The sequence below is a fragment of the Streptomyces sp. NPDC030245 genome (assembly GCF_055572995.1).
The window spans coordinates 54,738-73,282 of the sequence record NZ_JBVICF010000014.1 but is presented as its reverse complement, the minus strand read 5'-3'; the positions used below and the strand labels follow the sequence as shown (position 1 = coordinate 73,282).

The 18,545-nt window shown below is 69.0% G+C and carries 21 protein-coding genes; 8 read left to right on the top strand and 13 right to left on the bottom strand.

Features of this window, described 5'->3' with window-relative positions:
- From ACZ4Z4_RS31990 to ACZ4Z4_RS31975, 4 genes are all read right to left on the bottom strand, one after another.
- Nucleotides 1-438 (bottom strand): SsgA family sporulation/cell division regulator, encoded by a 438-nt coding sequence (locus tag ACZ4Z4_RS31990; protein ID WP_468335123.1) that lies wholly within the window; start codon nt 436-438, stop codon nt 1-3.
- A gap of 103 nt (nt 439-541) precedes the next feature.
- Complete coding sequence (locus ACZ4Z4_RS31985; RefSeq protein ID WP_468335551.1) at nt 542-1,255, bottom strand: IclR family transcriptional regulator; 714 nt, start codon at nt 1,253-1,255, stop codon at nt 542-544.
- 302 nt (nt 1,256-1,557) lie between these two features.
- Nucleotides 1,558-1,779 carry a DUF5326 family protein gene (locus ACZ4Z4_RS31980; protein ID WP_361719010.1) on the bottom strand — a complete coding sequence of 74 codons (222 nt, stop codon included), beginning with the start codon at nt 1,777-1,779 and terminating at the stop codon, nt 1,558-1,560.
- Between the two features lie 229 nt (nt 1,780-2,008).
- Nucleotides 2,009-2,326: a cupin domain-containing protein gene (locus ACZ4Z4_RS31975; protein WP_362338708.1), complete on the bottom strand. Its 318-nt coding sequence runs from the start codon at nt 2,324-2,326 to the stop codon at nt 2,009-2,011.
- Nucleotides 2,327-2,391: 65 nt separating this feature from the next.
- Here ACZ4Z4_RS31975 and ACZ4Z4_RS31970 point away from each other — a divergent pair, with 65 nt between their 5' ends.
- The 4 genes from ACZ4Z4_RS31970 (at nt 2,392) to ACZ4Z4_RS31955 (ending at nt 5,753) form a co-directional block, all read left to right on the top strand.
- Nucleotides 2,392-2,772 (top strand): phage holin family protein, encoded by a 381-nt coding sequence (locus ACZ4Z4_RS31970; RefSeq protein ID WP_468335120.1) that lies wholly within the window; start codon nt 2,392-2,394, stop codon nt 2,770-2,772.
- Between the two features lie 91 nt (nt 2,773-2,863).
- On the top strand, nt 2,864-4,066 hold the full coding sequence (locus tag ACZ4Z4_RS31965; protein ID WP_468335117.1) for a cystathionine gamma-lyase: 1,203 nt from the start codon (nt 2,864-2,866) through the stop codon (nt 4,064-4,066).
- 242 nt (nt 4,067-4,308) lie between these two features.
- Nucleotides 4,309-5,214 carry a LysR family transcriptional regulator gene (locus ACZ4Z4_RS31960; RefSeq protein ID WP_468335114.1) on the top strand — a complete coding sequence of 302 codons (906 nt, stop codon included), beginning with the start codon at nt 4,309-4,311 and terminating at the stop codon, nt 5,212-5,214.
- A 59-nt stretch (nt 5,215-5,273) separates the two neighbouring features.
- Nucleotides 5,274-5,753, top strand: coding sequence for an NUDIX domain-containing protein (locus ACZ4Z4_RS31955; RefSeq protein ID WP_468335112.1), 480 nt, complete (start codon nt 5,274-5,276; stop codon nt 5,751-5,753).
- Nucleotides 5,754-5,760: 7 nt separating this feature from the next.
- On the opposite strand, the gene ACZ4Z4_RS31950 is transcribed toward ACZ4Z4_RS31955, so the two are convergent.
- Together ACZ4Z4_RS31950 and ACZ4Z4_RS31945 are read right to left on the bottom strand one after the other, a co-directional pair.
- Nucleotides 5,761-7,170, bottom strand: coding sequence for a globin domain-containing protein (locus ACZ4Z4_RS31950; protein ID WP_468335109.1), 1,410 nt, complete (start codon nt 7,168-7,170; stop codon nt 5,761-5,763).
- Between the two features lie 370 nt (nt 7,171-7,540).
- Nucleotides 7,541-8,176 (bottom strand): HAD family hydrolase, encoded by a 636-nt coding sequence (locus ACZ4Z4_RS31945; RefSeq protein WP_468335106.1) that lies wholly within the window; start codon nt 8,174-8,176, stop codon nt 7,541-7,543.
- 212 nt (nt 8,177-8,388) lie between these two features.
- Between ACZ4Z4_RS31945 and ACZ4Z4_RS31940 the strand changes: the two genes are divergently transcribed.
- A complete protein-coding gene (locus ACZ4Z4_RS31940; RefSeq protein WP_468335103.1) occupies nt 8,389-9,258 on the top strand; it encodes a GNAT family N-acetyltransferase in 870 nt (289 codons plus the stop codon).
- 84 nt (nt 9,259-9,342) lie between these two features.
- On the opposite strand, the gene ACZ4Z4_RS31935 is transcribed toward ACZ4Z4_RS31940, so the two are convergent.
- On the bottom strand, nt 9,343-9,780 hold the full coding sequence (locus tag ACZ4Z4_RS31935; protein ID WP_468335099.1) for a GlcG/HbpS family heme-binding protein: 438 nt from the start codon (nt 9,778-9,780) through the stop codon (nt 9,343-9,345).
- 84 nt (nt 9,781-9,864) lie between these two features.
- Nucleotides 9,865-11,073 (bottom strand): MFS transporter, encoded by a 1,209-nt coding sequence (locus ACZ4Z4_RS31930; RefSeq protein ID WP_468335096.1) that lies wholly within the window; start codon nt 11,071-11,073, stop codon nt 9,865-9,867.
- A gap of 139 nt (nt 11,074-11,212) precedes the next feature.
- Between ACZ4Z4_RS31930 and ACZ4Z4_RS31925 the strand changes: the two genes are divergently transcribed.
- Complete coding sequence (locus ACZ4Z4_RS31925; RefSeq protein ID WP_468335092.1) at nt 11,213-11,671, top strand: MarR family winged helix-turn-helix transcriptional regulator; 459 nt, start codon at nt 11,213-11,215, stop codon at nt 11,669-11,671.
- Between the two features lie 95 nt (nt 11,672-11,766).
- The gene (locus ACZ4Z4_RS31920; RefSeq protein ID WP_468335089.1) at nt 11,767-12,219 is read left to right on the top strand and encodes a GNAT family N-acetyltransferase; all 453 of its coding nucleotides are present in this window, start codon (nt 11,767-11,769) and stop codon (nt 12,217-12,219) included.
- A 131-nt stretch (nt 12,220-12,350) separates the two neighbouring features.
- Here ACZ4Z4_RS31920 and ACZ4Z4_RS31915 read toward each other — a convergent pair whose 3' ends face one another.
- Together ACZ4Z4_RS31915 and ACZ4Z4_RS31910 are read right to left on the bottom strand one after the other, a co-directional pair.
- Nucleotides 12,351-13,727, bottom strand: a complete 1,377-nt coding sequence (locus ACZ4Z4_RS31915; protein ID WP_468335086.1) for a serine hydrolase domain-containing protein — start codon at nt 13,725-13,727, stop codon at nt 12,351-12,353.
- Between the two features lie 58 nt (nt 13,728-13,785).
- On the bottom strand, nt 13,786-14,250 hold the full coding sequence (locus ACZ4Z4_RS31910; RefSeq protein WP_468335083.1) for a carboxymuconolactone decarboxylase family protein: 465 nt from the start codon (nt 14,248-14,250) through the stop codon (nt 13,786-13,788).
- A gap of 417 nt (nt 14,251-14,667) precedes the next feature.
- Between ACZ4Z4_RS31910 and ACZ4Z4_RS31905 the strand changes: the two genes are divergently transcribed.
- Entirely contained in the window at nt 14,668-15,402 is a 735-nt protein-coding gene (locus ACZ4Z4_RS31905; protein WP_468335080.1) for a dienelactone hydrolase family protein, read from the top strand.
- A gap of 1 nt (nt 15,403) precedes the next feature.
- Here ACZ4Z4_RS31905 and ACZ4Z4_RS31900 read toward each other — a convergent pair whose 3' ends face one another.
- The 3 genes from ACZ4Z4_RS31900 to dnaB all read right to left on the bottom strand — a co-directional run bounded on the left by ACZ4Z4_RS31900 (nt 15,404) and on the right by dnaB (nt 18,427).
- Nucleotides 15,404-16,264 carry an alpha/beta fold hydrolase gene (locus ACZ4Z4_RS31900; protein ID WP_468335078.1) on the bottom strand — a complete coding sequence of 287 codons (861 nt, stop codon included), beginning with the start codon at nt 16,262-16,264 and terminating at the stop codon, nt 15,404-15,406.
- On the bottom strand, nt 16,261-16,869 hold the full coding sequence (locus tag ACZ4Z4_RS31895) for a TetR/AcrR family transcriptional regulator (protein WP_468335075.1): 609 nt from the start codon (nt 16,867-16,869) through the stop codon (nt 16,261-16,263). Before ACZ4Z4_RS31895 ends, ACZ4Z4_RS31900 begins: the two co-directional genes overlap by 4 nt.
- Before the next feature lie 82 nt (nt 16,870-16,951).
- Nucleotides 16,952-18,427 carry a replicative DNA helicase gene (gene dnaB / locus ACZ4Z4_RS31890; protein ID WP_030780096.1) on the bottom strand — a complete coding sequence of 492 codons (1,476 nt, stop codon included), beginning with the start codon at nt 18,425-18,427 and terminating at the stop codon, nt 16,952-16,954.
- Between the last annotated feature and the right edge of the window lie 118 nt (nt 18,428-18,545).

Here is an 18,545-nt window from a genome sequence, read left to right as displayed (position 1 = left end):
TCAGCCCGCGTTCTGCTCCTCCGCGAGGATCCGGTCGAGTGCCTCGTCTAGATGCGTCTCGAAGTCGGCGAGCGCCCGCTCCTGCCCGACCGGCACCAACTTGGCCGTGCGGTCGAGGAAGGCGAGCAGCGGTGGAATGCCCACCCGGAACAGCGCCCGGTCCTCCCCGACCTGAAGCCTGATCAGGGCCTCGGCGAGGACATCGGAATCGGTCGGCTCCACCCGCACGTCCCCGTCCCCGCACGGCTTCCCCACCCCGACGATCAGCAGCTCCCGCCCGAAGGCCCAGGTCACCGGTGTGTCCCCCGGCAGGTGGAACGTCAGCCGCACGGCATAGGGATCGTCGATCTCGTAGCGCAGCTCCACCGGGATACGGAACGACAGCTCCTCGGAAACGAGGAAGCTCATCATGACCTCTGCCTGTACCGCTTCGCCCATCGCGCGCTACCCCGTCGCTTCTCCATCAACTCGCCAGGGACCAACTCCCTGACATCACCGGCATCTTGCTCAACGTGTGCATCACATCACAAGGAGTGAGTTTTCAGATGCTGATAGAGAAGGCGAGTGTCCCTAGTAGCTTTCCGACCTCCCGTTGCAACTTCTGGGCTGCGGGCAGCAGCCGGTCGGATTGGCTGGATGGAACAGAAATGGCCATGGTCGCCGCGGTGTCACCCGCTGTGATCGGGATCGCCGCGCAGACCGTTCCGAGGGCGTACTCCTGGCGCTCCACGACGGGCCGCATCCGCTCCCTCGACTCGAGCCGTCGCTTGAACGTGCGGTCGTCCCGGACCGAGTAGCGCGTGATCGACCGCACCGGATAGCGGTCGAGGTGGTCCTGCCGCGCCTCGTCGTCGAGCTGGCCGAGGAGGCACTGACCGATCGCGTGGGCATGTCCTGTCTCCCGGAAGTCCGCCCACTCCTCCACAGCGGGATTGCTCGGGGTGTCGGCGACGGCCACGACATCGATCTCGCCCTCCCGGTAGACGGCGAAGTACACGGGGACGCCGATGGTGTCGCGCCAGTGCGCCAGGGAGTCGTCGATCCTTCCGCGCCGGTTCTGCTGCGCTCCGCTGCCGCTCAGCCGCTCGGCTGCCTCGCCCAGTACGAACAGCCCCTTCTCCCGGCACAGATAGCCCTCGTGGGTCAGGGTGCGCAACAGGTGGTACGCGGTGGGAAGCGCGAGCCCGGCCTCACGTGCCAACTGTTTGGCGGGGGCACCGCTTTGGTGGGAGGCGGCGGCTTCCAGCAGTCGCATCGCCCGCTGCACGGAGCCGATGAGGGTCGGCCCGACGGCTCCGGGGGCCGTCTCTGCGGTGTCAGCGGTGTCAGCGGTGTCAGCGGACTCTTTGGCTTCTGTGGTGTCTGTGGAGTCGTCAACCGGTGAAGGGGTGGGGTCGACCGCGGCCAAGGTTCGCTCCCTAAGCGTGCGCCTGTTCAGCGTGCGCCCGTTCCGCGGAGGTCGAGCCCCGCGGCGGATTCCGGACTCTAATCCTCGGCCATCGCCCTATGCCGTCCGACCGGGAAACTTCCCCCGGTCGGGGGAACCGTTGCGTGAATTCACCAGTCGGTGCGCGATGACGAGGAGCCGGATATGAACTTCCGTACGACATAGATGAGCCCACCGACCAGCGCCACGAAGAGCAGCGCCTTGAAGAGCAGCCCGACCACGAATCCGACAACGGTCGCTATCACGCTGCCGAACACGACGAGTGCGATGACCGGCACGGCCACCCACTTCACCCACCACGGCATTCCCGCAAAGATCTCCTTCGCCGCCATCGTCCTTACCTCTCTCCGCTCTGTCCGCACTTCCGCGCTCTTCGCATCGGTGCGGTACCTGAAAAAACTCCGCAGGTTCCTGGCTTCTCGCATTCGATGCTAGGGCGCCGAAGGCCTCCGCGGAGGCCTCGGACCCCTTGTCCTCCCCTGATCCGACCCTGAGAGAACCCCGAGGTCGCAGCCCTGAAGAGGTCAGCCTGCGGTGGGAGTCAGCCGTCCCCGGTGGGAGTCAGGCCTCCGGAGGAGAGAAGACGACGAGCACACGCAGGTCCTCGCTGATGTGGTGGAACTTGTGGGCGACACCGGCCGGCACATAGACGACACTGCCCCGCGCCACCTGCGTGGTCTCCATGCCGACGGTGATCGAGGCCCGGCCGCTGACGACCATGTACACCTCGTCCTGCCCGTGCGGCTGCTGCGGGTCGGCCTCCCCGGCATTGAGCGCGTACAGCCCGACCGACATGTTCCGCTCACGCAGGAACTGCAGGTAAGCGCCGTCATTGGCGGCGCGCTCCGCCTCCAGCTCGTCCAGTCGGAATGCCTTCATCGCCCTCGTACACCCCTCGCTTGTGAGCCGACCTTTCCCGGCCCATGTCTGCCACGATCAGACACATGAAGAATTTCGTAGTCAAGACGATCGCCAACGCCGCGGCCTTGGCCGTCGCCGTGTGGGTGCTCGACAAGATCACCCTGACCGGCGACAGCACGGGCAAGAAGGTGGGCACGCTCATCGTCGTCGCCCTGCTCTTCGGTCTGGTGAACTTCCTGGTCAAGCCGGTGGTGAAGGTCCTCACCCTCCCGCTGTTCATCCTGACGCTCGGCCTGATCACCCTCGTGGTCAACGCCCTGATGCTGCTGCTCACCTCGTGGCTGGCCGACAAACTCGACGTCAGCTTCCACGTGGAGGGCTTCTGGACCGCCGTTCTGGGCGGCCTGATCATCTCGATCGTCTCCTGGGCCCTGAACGTCGTGCTCCCCGACGACAAGGACTGACCGACAGCTTCCGGGTGTGGCCGAGAATGGTGGAGGCGGCGGGCCCAGGCCTGCTCGGCCCTGTAGGTGCAGCAGTGGAAAGGCGGGCGGCATGACGGAACCAGGACCTATAGGCAGGCCTGTGGGCGACGGCTCGGAGGGCGTCCGGGGCGCCTCGTCGGGCATCGGCGACGGTACGCGCGCGGTCCGGGTCGGGCTCCCCGAGCCGGTGAAGCACGAGCCGACGCTGCCCGGCCCGGTCTTCGCCGCGCACTTCCACCTGCCGGGCGACCCGACGGGCGGTTACGCCTACGGCCGCGACGAGAACCCCACCTGGACGCACCTGGAGCGCGCGATCGGCGAGCTCGAAGCCCCGGACTCCGGCGCGGACGTCGAAACGCTGGTCTTCGCCTCCGGCATGGCCGCGATCTCGGCGGTGCTGTTCTCGCAGCTGCGTGCCGGTGACGCGGTCGTCCTGCCTGATGACGGCTACCAAGTCCTCCCCCTCGTCCGTGAACAGCTCACGGCGTACGGCATCGAGGTGCGCACCGCTCCGACCGGCGAGGACGCCCAGCTCGACGTCCTGGACGGCGCGAAGCTGCTGTGGATCGAGACGCCGTCCAACCCCGGGCTCGACGTGTGCGACGTCCGGCGGCTCGCCGACGCGGCCCACGCGCGTGGCGTGCTGGTGGCGGTCGACAACACCCTGGCGACGCCGCTCGGCCAGCGCCCCCTCGAACTGGGCGCCGACTTCACGGTGGCCAGCGGCACCAAGATGCTCACGGGCCACGGTGACATCCTCCTCGGGTACGTGGCCGGCCTCGACGCGGAGCTGATCGCTTCCGTACGGCGCTGGCGCAAGATCGTCGGTGCGATCCCGGGGCCGATGGAGGCCTGGCTCGCACACCGCTCGCTGGCCACACTGCAACTGCGCGCCGACCGGCAGAACACGAACGCCCTGGCCCTCGCCGAGGCGCTGCGAGGCCGCTCCGAGGTGTCGGGGCTGCGCTATCCCGGGCTGCCCGACGACCCGTCGTACATGGTCGCCTCGCGGCAGATGCGGCGCTTCGGGTGCGTGGTCTCCTTCACGCTGCCCACACGCGCGCGTGCCGAGCGTTTCCTCGAAGCCCTGCACCTGGTCGACGACGCGACGAGCTTCGGCGGCGTGCGGTCCACTGCCGAGCGCCGCGGGCGATGGGGCGGGGACGCCGTTGCGGAAGGTTTCATCCGCTTCTCCGCGGGCGCCGAGGACACCGACGACCTCGTGGCGGATGTGCTGCGTGCGCTGGACGAGTCGGCCGGCTCGACGGGCTGACCTCGCCCGACACGAGCCCCGCAGCACGCCTCCCGTGCGACAAGGCTGCACTCCGGCTACGTACAACGAACGGTCCGAGCCTCCCCCCTCTTGGCTCGGACCGTTCCGGTCCCGCGCGCTGGGAACCGCGCCAACAAGGCTAGTTGACTCTGTGTCAGTGTCCAATCACAGTAGCGACAGATTCCTATCGACATATTTATAGTTGGCCGGGCCCTGGGGGCACGAAGGGGAGGGACGTCGCCATGGACCTGGCCCTGCTGCGCACCTTCGTGACGGTGCACCGGGCCGGTTCCTTCACGCGTGCGGCGGCGTTGCTCGGGCTGTCGCAGCCCGCTGTCACCTCACAGATCCGATCGCTGGAACGGCAGTTGGGGCGGCCGCTCTTCCTGCGCCAGGCACGTGGCGTGACCCCCACGACCATGGGCGATGAGCTCGCCCACAAGGCCGCACCCCATCTGGACGCCCTCATGGAGATCGCTGAGGCCGGACTGGACGAGGACTCGTCGGTACGCACTCTGCACCTCGCCGGCCCACCCGAGTTCACCGCGGAACGCGCTCTGCCCGCACTCACCGCGCTGAGCGGCCAGGAGGGCCGCAGTCATGCACTGCGCGTCTCCTTCGGCACCGCCGAGGAGGTGCTGGAGGGGCTCGCCGCCGGGCACCACGACCTGGCCATCACCACGGCCCGGCCGCGCGGACCGCTGCTCACCTCGACGGCGCTCTGCGACGAGGAGCACGTCCTGGTGGCGGGGGAGCGCTGGGCGGCCCGTCTCGCCCCCGGCAGGCCGTGCCGCCGGGCGTCGCTGCCACTGGAAGACCTTCCGGTGGTCGAGGTTCATGAGTCGCTGCCGTTCGTCTCGCGCTACTGGGCCGCTGTCTTTGACGACCGCCCCGTGGCGTCGGGTGCCGTCATCGTGCCGGACCTGCGCGCCGTCCTCTCCTGCGTGGTCTCGGGCGCGGGCCTCGCCGTACTGCCCCGCTATTTGTGCGCTGAGGCCCTGGACCGCGGCGACGTCGTGGCGCTCCTCGACCCTGCGGTGCCTCCTCTGCGCACGTACTTCTTGGCGGTGCGCACCGGGACACTCGCCATGCCGCACATCGCGCGGGCACACGAGTGGCTGTTGCGCGCCGCCACCGGCTGGGCTTGATGGGGGGCGCGGCAGCTTCACGATGTTTCACGTGGAACAGTCCGGGCCACATTTCCCCCATGACCGTCCGACCCGTGGTCAAGCGCACCGCACGCGCCGTCCTGCTGGACGGCGACGACCTGATCCTGATCAAGCGCACCAAACCCGGTGTCGATCCGTACTGGGTCACCCCTGGCGGTGGCGTGGAGGCGGAGGACGCCTCCGTCGTCGACGCGCTGCACCGTGAGGTCCATGAGGAGCTTGGCGCCAAGATCACCGATGTCGTGCCCTGTTTCGTCGACACCCTGGAACACATCGCCGAGGACGGCTCGACCGGCGTGAAGGTGCAGCACTTCTTCGTCTGCCGACTGGAGTCCATGGACCCCGGTCTGCGGCACGGCCCCGAAATCGAGGAGCCGTGCGGCGAGTACGAGATCGTGCACGTGCCCTTCACCCGGGTCGGCATCGCCTCGGTCCATCTCGTACCGCTGTCGCTCCGGCATTATCTGGACGGCAACATCGAGGGTGTACGCGCGATGCACGCACCCGATCTGGGCTAGGGACCGCCTAGTCCGACCCCACCAGTTCCTCGACGGAGTCGTGGCGGATCCGGCCCTCCGGGATGCCGACGTCCCGCAGGGCGTCCACTCCGTTGCGGATCATGCCGGGCGGGCCCGAGAGATACGCGTCGTACTCGTTCCACGGACCGTACTCGCGCACGGCGTCCGGCAGTTGTGCCCGCTGGTCCACGATGGGGCGGACGGACAGCCAGGCGTGGGACTGCTGCAGCCGCAGCATCGTGTCGATGTCGTACAGGTCGTTATCGGTGCGTGCGCCGTAGAAGACCTCGACGGGGCGCCGCCTGCCGTGCTCGGCGACGTCCTCGACGAGCGCCTTGATGGGTGCGATGCCCGTGCCGCCGCCCAGACAGAGCAGACCGCTGTCGGTGGTGTGGTCGACGGTCATCGAGCCGGTGGGCGGGCCGAGCCGCAGGATGTCACCGGGGCGGGCGTGGTGCACGAGGGCGTTGGACACCCAGCCGGCCGGGACGGCCTTGACGTGGAAGGACAGCAGCCCGTCGGAGCGGGGGGCCGATGCGAAGGAGTAGTGCCGCCAGACCCGCGGCCACCAGGGCGTCTCCAGGCTGGTGTACTGCCCGGCGAGGAAGGGGTACGGCTGGTCGGGCCGGACGGTGACGACCGCGATGTCCGGGGTTCTCAGGTCGTGCGATACGACCTCACCGAACCACCAGGCGGGGGCGCGCAGTTCGTCCTCCGCGGCGGCGTCGATCATGACCTGGGAGATCGTCGTGTACGTCCGGACCCAGGCGGCCTCGGTCTCGTCGTCCCAGCCGGTGCCCGCGTACCGACTCAGCGCGCCGATCAGGCACTCGCCGACGGCCGGATAGTGCTCGGGCCGGGTGCCGTACTTGCGGTGTCCGCGTCCGAGATTCTTCAGATACGAGACGAGGACGTCGGTGTGGTCGATGTGCTCGGCCGCGGTCAGCAGTGCCTTGAGGATCCGGTCCCGCTGGACGTCCATCGCCGCGGGGAAGAGAGCGCGGAGGTCCGGGTGCCGGGTGAAGAGGAGCGCGTAGAAGTACGAGGTGACCTGGTCGGCGACGGGGCCTATTTCGGCCATCGTGCGCTGCACCAGGACGGCGTCGGGGGACGCGGCCTGCGGAGGCTTCGTCTTCTGGGCGGAGATCGGGGGCGCGGTGTTCTGGGCCTGAGGGGCTGAGGTCTCCGTAGTCGCGGCCTGGGGTGCCTGCTTCTCCGGGGTCGAGGCCTGGGTTGCCGGGATCTCCGGGGCGGGAACCTCCGGGATCACCGCTTGGGGAGCCGGGGCTTCGGATATTCGCTCGTCCGGCCGCTTCGACGGCCTGCGCGGGGTGAACCAGCCCCCCTCGCCGTCGGAAGTACCGTCATCCGCCGACGCGGTGGTCGGAGCGTCCATGCTGTGCCTCGCCTCGAACATCTCTCGGTCGGTCTGCGCACTTCCTGCCGGAAGCTGCCTGTGTTCCCCGCTCTGCCTCGATGGCCGATACGGCCACATTGAACCCCGTACACCCGGACCCTACGGACAAGTAGGTTGAGAATGTGACATTGCCCGCAGCCGCCTCACCGCAGCCGCAGCATCCCATTCGCCGTCACCGCGCCGACCGCATAACAAGAAGTACGGGCTCTCGATCTCTCTGCCCCGTTAGGCTTCATTTACCTGCGCGCGTACCCCCCGAGTGCGCAGAGACGCACCGGCACGGACCTTGATCGACCATACCGGCAGCGGCCGGACGCACAAGCCCCTCTCCCCTGGGCCCGGAATTCATCGGCTCTGCCTGCCAATTGCCTCAGTTACCGGCGTGCCGGACCAATTCGTACGCCTTACGCAGATCCCGCCCGACATAGGAGTGGGTGGCGAGGCTCACCAGCCGTTGATCCGCGTTGATCGCCACAGAAACAGGCACTGCGCCGAACAACTCCAGGTCGGAAAGCGAGTCGCCGTACGCTACGCAATCGCTCCGCCCTACCCCGAACTCTTCACAGAGCCGGTCCGCGATCTTCACCTTGGCCGCCGCGTTGAGAATGCCCGTCGGATCGACGGGCTGGGTGAACGGAACGGCGGGAAACCGCGAACCATGTGCGGCATGTGCGCCCCACCCGATGAGCCGCTCCACGAAGAACGACGGCGAGAGGGACACCACCGCGCAGTAGTCACCGCCCTCCCGGATCTCGGCCCAGGTCTCCTGGATACCGGAGAGCCAGGGCGCCCCGTCGAAGGCCGCCGACACCTGCGCCTCGGTGAGCTCCGCCCACAACGCGTGCACGCGCACCGCGTACTCCGGGGAGCCGATGTGCCCTGCCACGAACTCCCGCTCCAGCTCGGCGATCTCGGCGTCCAGGCCGAGCTGTCGCGATATCTCCACAGGGGCCGCCGTGCCGTGCAGCAGCGTCCCGTCCAGGTCGAAGAGGTGTAGGCGTGCCATGGGGGCCGAGGCTAGTACCCATGGCTGGTCCAGCCCTCGGGTACCCCTCGATGCTCTGCGCGGCACCGTGTTTCACGTGAAACGTGGTCGTCCTTCCTGCCGCTTTCTCCGGGGCCTACCCACCTCAGTCGGCGACGAGGTGTCCAAAAGGAACGTGCTTCTGCCCACAAACGGGTGGACGCCGAGGTTGTACGTCAGACAGCCTGACCCGCGTGTCGACACCTTCCCTCTCCGCACTGCCCATCCGCCGACTGACCCCCCGCGACCTCAAGGCCTGCGCCGATCTGTCCGAGGACCGGGGCTGGCCTCGTGAAGAACACAAGTGGGGTCTGCTGCTGTCGGCCGGAACGGGTTACGGCATCGACGACCCCGACGGCGACAGCCTCATCGCTGTCTATGTAGTGACCCAGTACGGCCCTCTCCAGCGCCCCGCCCTCGCGGCGATCGGCATGGTCCTCGTCGCCGAGCGGTACGCCCGCCGGGGCATCGGCCGCCGACTGATGCAGTACGCCATCGAGCAGGCGGCCACCACCCCGCTGACCCTCCACGCGACACCCACGGGTCGCCCGCTCTACGAGCAGCTCGGCTTCAAGGTGATCGGCCGGGCCGAGATGGTCAAGGGGCGCTTCACCGCGGGGGGACCCGTGCCCGACATCGCCACCAGGCCGGCCACCGCGGAGGACCTCAGCACCATCCTCCGGCTCGACACCGAGGTGTTCGGCCATGACCGCATGCATGTGATCACCCGGCTCCCCGCCTTCACCGACCAGCTGCGGGTCGCGGAGGCCGACGGCGAGATCATCGGCTACGCGGGAGCCTGGCCCAACATGGAGACCCACGTCGTGGGCCCGCTCGTCGCACGGGACACCGAGACCGCGAAGGCCCTCATCGCCTCGCTCGGCGCCGGTAGCGACCGCCCGCTGCGCACCGACATCGACGTACGGCACACCGGACTCCTGGCGTGGGTGAAGGAGAACGGCCTCGAGTCCATCGCCTTCAACGCCGTGATGGCGTACGGCACACCGGAACTGCCCGGCGACTGGACTCGCCGCTTCGCACCGCTGACGGTCGCGGCGGGCTGATACGGCCGACGAGCGAAGGCCCGCCCCGGGTCACCCGGGGCGGGCCTTTCCGTACGCATCTTGCATGTGCGTGCGTTACGCGCCTTACGCCTGGGTGAGGGCCTCGACGGCTGCCGTGGCGAAGCCGTGGTCCTGCTGCGGGGCGCCGCCGCCCACGCCGATGGCGCCGATCAGGCGGCCGTCGCGGTGGACCGGCACACCGCCCGCGATGAAGAGCAGCGGACGGTCGAGGGCGGTGGGCAGGGTGTGGAAGAGCCCACCGGGCTGGACCGCGTCGACGAGGTCGGCGGTCGGGGCGTTCAGCTGGAGGGCCGTGTACGCCTTGCGGGTGCTGGTCTCCCCGGAGATCAGCACGGCCCGGTCGTCGCGCCGGAAGGCGAGGAGGTGGCCTCCCGCGTCGAGGACGGTGACGCTGACGGTGACGCCGGCCTCCTCGGCCGCACGGCGGGCCGTGGTGACGAGGGCCTCGGCGTCCTCGATGGTGAGCGGGGCGACAGCGGTGGGGGTCTGGGTGGTGCTCATGAGGTTTTCTCCTTGCGGGTGGTGCTGGGGGTGAAGAGGAGTGGCTGGGTGTGAGGAGCGACCCGGGAGGGGAGCCGGGGGCCCTCAGTGGTGGACGGGCGTGCGCTGCTCCACCGGTGCCGCGCCTGTCACGACCAGGCTCGGGCCTCCGGAGCGGCGCTCCAGGGCGGCCGAGACGAGGGCCAGGACGAGGGCGGAAGCGGCGAGCACCGCACCGACCCAGTTCGGGGCGGTGTAGCCGAGGCCTGCGGAGATGACGAGGCCACCGAGCCAGGCCGACAGCGCGTTGCCCAGGTTGAAGGCGCCGATGTTGACCGCGGAGGCGAGCGTCGGGGCGCCGGATGCGTAGTCCAGGACCCGCTTCTGGAGGGGCGGCACGGTCGCGAAGCCCAGCGCGCCGATCAGCAGGACGGTCACGGCGGCCGCGATCTTGTTGTGCGCGGTGAGCGTGAACAGGCCGAGCACAAGGGCGAGGGCGCCCAGTGCCACGTACAGCATGGGCATCAGCGCACGGTCCGCGAACCGTCCCCCGACGAGGTTGCCGCCGACCATGCCGAGCCCGAAGAGGACGAGCAGCCAGGTGACGGAGGAGTCCGCGTAACCGGCGACGTCCGTCATCATCGGCGTGATGTAGGTGATGGCCGCGAAGACACCGCCGAAGCCCAGGACCGTCATCGCCATGGCGAGCAGCACCTGTACGTTGCGGAAGGCACCCACCTCGTCGCGCAGCCGCACGCCTTCGGGCTTGGGCAGGTCAGGCACGAGCTTGGCGATGCCGAAGAGGCCGAGGACGCCGAGGGCAGCGACGATCACGAAGGTGATGCGCCAGCCGATGGCCTGGCCGACGAGTGTGCCGAGCGGAACACCGACCACGTTGGCCACGGTGAGGCCCGAGAACATCATGGCGATCGCGCCCGCCTTCTTCTCGGGAGCGACCAGTTCGGCCGCGACGACCGAGCCGATGCCGAAGAAGGCGCCGTGGGCGAGTGAGGCGACGACGCGGCCGGCCAGCATCACGCCGAAGACCGGCGCCACGGCGGACAGCAGGTTGCCGACGACGAAGAGGCCCATCAGCAGCATCAGCATTCGCTTGCGCGGGATGCGGGTGCCGAGGGCGGTCATCAAGGGAGCGCCGAGCACGACGCCGAGGGCGTAGCCGGTCACGAGGAAGCCGGCGGTGGGAATGGAGACACCGAAGTCACCCGCGACCTCGGGAAGCAGCCCCATGATCACGAACTCGGTGGTCCCGATTCCGAAGGCCCCGATCGCGAGGGCCAGAAGCGCGAGAGGCATGGATCTACCTTCCAAACGGTTGCAGGTGCGCTTAACGTGCGTCCACAATAGTTGCAGACGCTGGATACTTGCAACCGCTGGATATTGCACCTGTGGATTACCCTGGGTGCAGCCGCTCCGGGACGGAGGAACAAGAGCCATGACCGCGACCGACCCCGCACTCACCGCGCTCGCCCAAAGCTGGTGCGCCCTCTCCTTGCTCCACGGGAAGATCGAGGCTCACGTCGAGCGCGCCCTCCAGACCAAGCACGACCTCAGCGTGCGGGAGTACAGCCTTCTCGACGTCCTCAACCGCCAGCACGACGGCGAAGGGGGCCATCTACAGATGAAGCAGGTCGCCGACGCCGTGGTGCTCAGCCAGAGCGCGACCACCCGCCTGGTGACCCGGCTCGAGGAGCGCGGCCTGCTGTCCCGCTACCTGTGCCCCACCGACCGCCGCGGCATCTACACAGACGTCAGCGAGGCCGGCGCCGCGCTGCTCGCCGAGGCACGTCCCACCAACGACGCCGCCCTCCGGGAGGCGCTCGACGAGGCCGCCCGGAATCCCGAGCTCGCTCCGCTGGTCAAGGCCGTCGAGACACTGCGCGTACCGGCCTGAGGCCGCGGGCCGTGGCCTACGCATGGTCTCTGCACGGCCTCCACAAGAGTTGATCCCATAGAAATCGGCGGCGGCGATGGGCATAGGGTGCGGCCATGGGAGATCTTGAGATACGCCCTGCTGTCGCCGCGGATTTGCCCGCCATCGTGGGCATGCTCGCCGATGACCCCCTGGGCGCCACGCGTGAGTCGCCGGACGACCTCGCCCCGTACGTGACGGCGTTCGAGCGGCTGGCCGACGATCCGAACCAGCACCTGGTCGTCGCCGAGCGCCAAGGACGCGTCGTCGGCACACTCCAGCTCACGATCATTCCGGGACTCTCCCGGAAGGGCGCCACCCGGTCGATCATCGAGGGAGTGCGTGTCCACGCCGACGAGCGCGGCAGCGGCCTCGGTACACGGTTCATCGAGTGGGCCGTCGACGAATCCCGGCGCCAGGGCTGCCAGTTGGTGCAGCTGACCTCCGACGCCACCCGCACCGACGCCCACCGCTTCTACGAGCGGCTCGGCTTCTCGGCCTCGCACGTGGGCTTCAAGCTGCAACTCTGAGTGGAATTCACGCTGCGGCTCTGAGGCCGTTCTTGCTGGGTGATGCAGAGGCCTGTTTCACGTGAAACGCTCGCTGTCTGGCGTGAAACCCTCGCTGTTTCACGTGAAACAGGCCCTCGTACCGCCAAGAACTAGAAGCCGCGCCACCCCTGCGGGTCCACCCCACCCGGCACCGGCGTTCCCTCGTCGTACGGCTTGCGTGTGAAGACGAATGAGCCCAGGTCGAGGTGGCTCACCGAGCCGTCCGGCCGCCGTACCGCCTGCAACAGCTCACCGGCGTAGTACCCGTTGAGCCCCGTCCACGTGCCGTCGCCGTTGGGCCGGAAGCGGGCCTGGCGCCCCCACCCGGACAGCGGTCCGATCTCCACCCCGCCGTCGGCCGTCAGGCGGAGCACCAGCACCTGAGTCCCCCAGTACCAGGGACCCGCCAACTCCAGTACCTTCTCATCGACTTCGGGGAGCGGCCGCCACGGCTCCGGGATGCGCGGCTCCGCGTCGGCCACGATCTTCAGCAGGTCCACGGCCAGCGCCGCCACCGGGGGCCCCGACGTGCAGTTGGCGAGCGCGACCGCGGCGATACCGTCCGCCTCGCTCACCCACAGGGCAGCGAGGAAGCCGGGCAGCGACCCTCCGTGCCCGGCCAGGCCGCCCCTCTCCCACCGCAGCAGATCCACACCCAGGCCGTACGCCCTGTCCCATTCCCCCGTGGGCAGCGGAGCTGACGGCGTCCGCATCTCGCGGACGGAATCCACGCCGAGAACCCGGTCGTCGCCCTTCACCAGGAAGGATCCGAAGCGCACCAGATCCGCCGTCGTGGACCACAGCTGACCGGCCGGAGCCATCAGCCCCAGGTCCTCGACGGGCTCCGGCATCATCACGTCCGCCCAGGGATGCACGGCCCAACCACCGGCGTGCGGGTCCTGCGGCTGAGTACTCGTGCGACTCAACCCCAGCGGCTCCAGCACTTCGCGGTGGAGCACTTCCTCCCACGGAGCGCCCCGCAGGGTCTCGACCAGCGAACCGAGCAGCGTATAGCCGGGGTTGGAGTAGTGGAAGCGTCGGCCGACGGGGTGCTTGAAGGGCTCGTCCCCGAGGACGTCGGTGAGCTCCGGGCGGGTCGATCCTGGTGTGCGCTCCCACCATTCGCCGGGGGTCTCGGCCGCCAGCCCGCCGGTGTGCGCGAGGAGTTCGGCGATCGTGGCCTCCCCCGCGCCGGTGCCCGGCAGGTGCTTCTCCAGCGGGTCGCCGAGGTCCAGCACACCCTCATCGCGCAACCGCATGACCAGGACGGCGGTGAAGGTCTTGGTGATCGATCCGATGCGGTACTGCACGTTCTCGTCCGGCTCGTGCCCGTCCACCATGCTGCGGCCGCCGCTCCACACCAACTCACCGTCCCGGGCCACCGCGGCGACCAGTGACGGGGTCCGGCCCTCCGCCTGCGCGGTGGCGACGCGGTGCAGCAGGGCTCGGCGGGTGGAAGGGAGCAGCTCTTCATGGGGTGTCGTCATGGGACCAGTTCACCTGGGAGAAGCGCGTGCGTCGAGCCAATTCGACGGTGCCTGCCCGTCAGGACTCCCAGGGCTCTGCCCCTGCGACCCGTCGCGTCATGATGTTGATCCGGTTGAACATGTTGGCCGCTCCGATGGCGAGGACGAGCGCCGCAAGTTCCCGCTCGGTGAAGTACTTCGCGGCCTCGTCCCAGACCGCCGCCGGCACCGGGTCGGGCCGGTCGGCGAGGCGGGTCGCGGCCTCCGCGAGGGCGAGGGCGGAGCGTTCGGCATCGGTGAAGCAGGGAGTGTGCCGCCAGGCGGCCACCGCTGAGCGCTGCTCCATGGTGGCACCCGCCGCTGCGGCACTGCGTGCGTTGCCCGCCACGCAGACGCTGCTTCCGTTGATCTGGCTCACGCGCAGCTGCACCAGCTCGACGGTCGCCTGGGGCAGACCTTGCTTCCTGACGACCTTCGACAGGACCAGCAAGGCCTTCATGGCCTCAGGGATGAGCATGGCGGGGTGCTGCATACGAGCCTGCATTGAGTTTTCTCCTCAAGCGTCTGCCCGGCGCCGCTGTCTGCCGCAGTGGCGTCGTGGTGGTCCGTCACTGCACCGACGAATCGCGACGCGGGAGTGTGAGCGGCGAGGGCGACCAGAGCCCGGCGGCCATCCCGTCACGCGGGTGCTGCTCGTAGGCAGGAGCCAGTCCACATCCACCCGTACCCGGCCCCTGTCCCATCGGACCCGCACTTCCGCAGCGCCACATCCCCCCGCGAGGAGTGGCAGTCCGGCTTTGGAACCTGTCTTGCGAACTCACCGGACTCAGCGCCTTCTGATCAGCCAGGACCTCACAGCAGAGCCCTCCATGATCCCCGCCCCAGGGTCGATGCCCACACTCTTCTGCTGACGGAAGATATCGGCCCGCCCGCACCTCGACGATCACTACAGTCCGGTCCCATGACAACGGCCTCAACGGTTATAACGCGCACGGTCGAATACCCGGCCGACGGCCTGACGATGGTCGGGCACCTCGCCCTCCCCGCCGGAGACGACCGCCGGCCCGCAGTCCTGATCGGTCCCGAAGGGACGGGTCTGAACGACTTCCAGCACCGCCGGGCCGACGCCCTCGCCGAGCTGGGGTACGTGGCACTGGCCTTCGACATCAACGGCGGCCGCTGGTTCACCGACCCGGAAGAGATGCTGGCGCACGCGCTGCCCCTGCTCGCCGACCCCGACCGGATGCGGGAGATCGGCCATGCGGCACTCGATGTGCTGTGTGCCGAGCCCCGGACCGACCCCACCCGGATCGCCGCCATCGGTTACGGCACCGGGGGCGCAATCGCCCTGGAACTTGGTCGGGACGGCGTCGACCTGCGCGTGATCGGGACGGTCAACGCACTGACCACGGGCCGCCCGGGCGAGGCTGCGCACATCCGTTGCCCGGTTTGGGCGGGGGTCGGTTCGGAGGATCCGATCATGCCCGCCGAGCAACGGGACGCCTTCGCCGCCGAAATGCAGGCCGCAGGCGTCGACTGGCGCCTCATGGTCTACGGCGGAGCCCTGCACGCCTTCCACCACCCACCGGTCGACCAGGCCGTACGCCCCGGCGTCGGTTACCACCCGCAACACGCGCAACGGGCCTGGCACGACATCGTCGGCCTGCTCGACGAGTGCCTTCCCCTGACGGAATGAGTCAGGGTCGGGCGAAGGTGTGGAGGGCCTTCCGCAGGCACTCGGCGAACTCGGCCGGGTGCGTGGTCAGACCGGTGTGCCCACCCGGGAAGAGCTGAAGTTCGGTGCCGAAACGCTCGGCCAGCAGTGCGGCCGGGCGGTACGGTAGCTCGCCGCGCGAGTCCTGACCGCAGGCGAGCACCACGCGGTCCGACAGCGCCTCGAGCCGGTGGAGGTCCGGGGCGTAGGACATGAAGCTCGGCACGATGCGTCCGACGAAGTACGGCAGGTTGGCCATCGTCTGCTCGGCCCGCGCCGCTGCTTGCGGCGGAAGTTCCACCTCGGCCTCCCTCTCGGCCTTCGGCTCACCGGCGTCGTCGTCCTTCTTCAGCCCCGCAGCGAACACGGCCATCGCCGGCATGAGCCCTTGCGTACGGAACGTCTCCCGCACACGTGCGATGAGCGCGCGGTGTTCGGCAGCGTCCGGCAGGACCTCCACCATCGGCGGCTCGTGCGCCACGACCCGTTCGACGCGTTCGGGGTGAGCCGTGACCAGGTGGAGGGCGACGATCGCGCCCGAGCTGACGCCGAGCACGCGAGCGGGTTCAGCGGGCGACAGCAGCTCCAGCATGCGGAACGCGTCATCGGCGTGGTCGGCCACGCGCTGTTCGGCCTCGGGGTCGTCCAGCGTGCTGCGGGACATGCCGCGCGGGTCGTAGGTCGCGACGGTGTACTCCGTGGCCAGGTCATCGACGATGCCGTCGAAGGAGGCCGCGCCGCCCGTCCCACCGGGAATCAGCAGCAGGAGTGGGCCTTGGCCGCGCACTTCGTAGTGGAGGGTCGCGCCCGTCACACGCAGGCTGCCGGTGGTCGGCGCGGTCATGAGGAGTCTCCTTCTCCGGAGGCAGGTTCTTGGGACGGAGGCCAGTGCTCCAGGAGGGTGTGCAGGGCGTCGAGCGCGCGGACCCAGGACTGCTGCGGCGCACGCGCGTGCGCGAATCCGCCCGCCGCCTCCAAGGCGACGAACCCGTGGAACGTGCTGCGCAGCAACCGGACCGCGTCGGTCAGGTCGGGTTCGGCCAGGCCGTAACCGCGCAGCATGCCGTACGTCAGCTCGACCGCGCGTCGCGGCCCGGGCGCTTTCGCGGCCAGCTCGGGGTCGATCTGGATCGAGGTCTGCGTCGCCGCGTAGCGGCCCGGATGTGCACGGGCGTACTCCCGCCAGGCGTCGGCGTACGCAATTAGCGCGTCCCTGCCCGCCAGCCCGGCGGTCGCCTCGGCGATGCGAATGGTCTTCTCGTCCGCCGCGAGCAGCGCGATCCGGCCGCGCAGATCCTCCAGGCTCCGGACGTGCGTGTAGAGGCTCGCGTCCTTCACGCCCAGCCGCCGCGCCACCTGCGACATGGTCACCCGGTCGAGCCCCACGTCGTCCGCCAGCTCCGCGCCCGCGATCGTCACCCGCTCCGCCGTCAGCCCGGCCCGCGCCATGGACGACCTCCCTCATTCCTTGAGCCTCTAGTTCTATCCTAGGAGCCCTAGGAAAACCAGACGGGCAGGAGGGAGTGCGGGATCAGGTCTGTGCCATGTCCACGAAGCGGGAGTAGTGACCCTGGAAGGCGACGGTGATCGTCGCCGTGGGGCCGTTACGGTGCTTTCCGACGATGATGTCCGCCTCGCCCGCGCGAGGCGACTCCTTCTCGTACGCGTCTTCACGGTGCAGCAGGATCACCATGTCCGCGTCCTGCTCGATCGAGCCAGATTCACGCAGGTCGGAGACCATGGGCTTCTTGTCGGTGCGCTGCTCGGGGCCACGGTTCAACTGCGAGAGCGCGATCACCGGCAGCTCCAGCTCCTTGGCCAGGAGCTTGAGGTTTCGCGACATGTCCGAGACTTCCTGCTGGCGGCTCTCGGCCCGCTTGGAACCGCCGGACTGCATCAGCTGGAGATAGTCGATGACGACGAGCTTCAGGTCATTGCGCTGCTTGAGGCGTCGGCACTTGGCACGGATCTCCATCATCGACAGGTTCGGGGAGTCGTCGATGTAGAGGGGGGCGGCCGAGACGTCCGGCATGCGCCGGGCGAGACGCGTCCAGTCCTCGTCCGTCATGGTGCCGGAGCGCATGTGATGCAGGGCCACACGGGCCTCGGCGGACAGCAGACGCATCGCGATCTCGTTGCGCCCCATTTCGAGCGAGAAGATCACGCTCGGCATGTTGTGCTTGATCGAACAGGCGCGCGCGAAGTCCAGGGCCAGGGTCGACTTACCCATGGCGGGCCGGGCCGCGATGATGATCATCTGGCCCGGGTGCAGGCCGTTGGTGAGCTGGTCGAGGTCGGTGAAACCGGTGGGCACGCCGGTCATCTCCCCCGAGCGCGAGCCGATCGCCTCGATCTCGTCGAGAGCGCCCTCCATGATGTCGCCGAGCGGCAGATAGTCCTCGGTGGTGCGCTGCTCGGTGACCGCGTAGATCTCGGCCTGGGCGCTGTTGACGATCTCGTCGACGTCGCCGTCGGCCGCGTATCCCATCTGGGTGATGCGTGTGCCGGCCTCGACGAGCCGGCGCAGGACGGCGCGCTCGTGGACGATCTCCGCGTAGTACTCGGCGTTCGCCGCCGTCGGGACCGTCTGGACCAGGGTGTGCAGATACGATGCGCCGCCGACCTTGGTGATCTCACCGCGCTTGGTGAGCTCGGCCGCCACGGTGATCGGGTCGGCCGGCTCGCCCTTCGCGTAGAGGTCGAGGATCGAGGCGTAGATCGTCTCGTGCGCGGGGCGGTAGAAGTCGTGGCCCTTGAGGACCTCGACGACGTCGGCGATGGCGTCCTTGGAGAGCAGCATGCCACCGAGCACCGACTGCTCCGCGTCGAGATCCTGCGGGGGCACGCGCTCGAACGACGAACCTCCGCCGTCCCAGCCGCCCTCACGGCCGCGCTCGTGCTGCTCGTCGCGGCCCCGGCCTCCGTCGCGGCGCTGGCGGGAGACGGGCAGACGGTCACTGGGACCGCTGTCGGCCCAGGGGTCGTCCAAAGGCTCGGAGATACTCACCGGGCCACCTCCTCCCGTCCGCCGCGCGGACCTCGCCGTGCCCCTCTTTCCTAAGGCACGACACTGACAAATAAGGGGGCCCAACTCCGGTTCTGACGCGTCGGTTTTACGGGCTTTC

Bases quoted from the DNA above. Each gene is read 5' to 3' on its own strand.
- ACZ4Z4_RS31990 (WP_468335123.1), bottom strand. From the start codon at position 438: ATGGGCGAAGCGGTACAGGCAGAGGTCATGATGAGCTTCCTCGTTTCC.
- ACZ4Z4_RS31985 (WP_468335551.1), bottom strand. From the start codon at position 1,255: ATGCGACTGCTGGAAGCCGCCGCCTCCCACCAAAGCGGTGCCCCCGCC.
- ACZ4Z4_RS31980 (WP_361719010.1), bottom strand. From the start codon at position 1,779: ATGGCGGCGAAGGAGATCTTTGCGGGAATGCCGTGGTGGGTGAAGTGG.
- ACZ4Z4_RS31975 (WP_362338708.1), bottom strand. From the start codon at position 2,326: ATGAAGGCATTCCGACTGGACGAGCTGGAGGCGGAGCGCGCCGCCAAT.
- ACZ4Z4_RS31970 (WP_468335120.1), top strand. From the start codon at position 2,392: ATGAAGAATTTCGTAGTCAAGACGATCGCCAACGCCGCGGCCTTGGCC.
- ACZ4Z4_RS31965 (WP_468335117.1), top strand. From the start codon at position 2,864: ATGACGGAACCAGGACCTATAGGCAGGCCTGTGGGCGACGGCTCGGAG.
- ACZ4Z4_RS31960 (WP_468335114.1), top strand. From the start codon at position 4,309: ATGGACCTGGCCCTGCTGCGCACCTTCGTGACGGTGCACCGGGCCGGT.
- ACZ4Z4_RS31955 (WP_468335112.1), top strand. From the start codon at position 5,274: ATGACCGTCCGACCCGTGGTCAAGCGCACCGCACGCGCCGTCCTGCTG.
- ACZ4Z4_RS31950 (WP_468335109.1), bottom strand. From the start codon at position 7,170: ATGTTCGAGGCGAGGCACAGCATGGACGCTCCGACCACCGCGTCGGCG.
- ACZ4Z4_RS31945 (WP_468335106.1), bottom strand. From the start codon at position 8,176: ATGGCACGCCTACACCTCTTCGACCTGGACGGGACGCTGCTGCACGGC.
- ACZ4Z4_RS31935 (WP_468335099.1), bottom strand. From the start codon at position 9,780: ATGAGCACCACCCAGACCCCCACCGCTGTCGCCCCGCTCACCATCGAG.
- ACZ4Z4_RS31930 (WP_468335096.1), bottom strand. From the start codon at position 11,073: ATGCCTCTCGCGCTTCTGGCCCTCGCGATCGGGGCCTTCGGAATCGGG.
- ACZ4Z4_RS31925 (WP_468335092.1), top strand. From the start codon at position 11,213: ATGACCGCGACCGACCCCGCACTCACCGCGCTCGCCCAAAGCTGGTGC.
- ACZ4Z4_RS31920 (WP_468335089.1), top strand. From the start codon at position 11,767: ATGGGAGATCTTGAGATACGCCCTGCTGTCGCCGCGGATTTGCCCGCC.
- ACZ4Z4_RS31915 (WP_468335086.1), bottom strand. From the start codon at position 13,727: ATGACGACACCCCATGAAGAGCTGCTCCCTTCCACCCGCCGAGCCCTG.
- ACZ4Z4_RS31910 (WP_468335083.1), bottom strand. From the start codon at position 14,250: ATGCAGGCTCGTATGCAGCACCCCGCCATGCTCATCCCTGAGGCCATG.
- ACZ4Z4_RS31905 (WP_468335080.1), top strand. From the start codon at position 14,668: ATGACAACGGCCTCAACGGTTATAACGCGCACGGTCGAATACCCGGCC.
- ACZ4Z4_RS31900 (WP_468335078.1), bottom strand. From the start codon at position 16,264: ATGACCGCGCCGACCACCGGCAGCCTGCGTGTGACGGGCGCGACCCTC.
- ACZ4Z4_RS31895 (WP_468335075.1), bottom strand. From the start codon at position 16,869: ATGGCGCGGGCCGGGCTGACGGCGGAGCGGGTGACGATCGCGGGCGCG.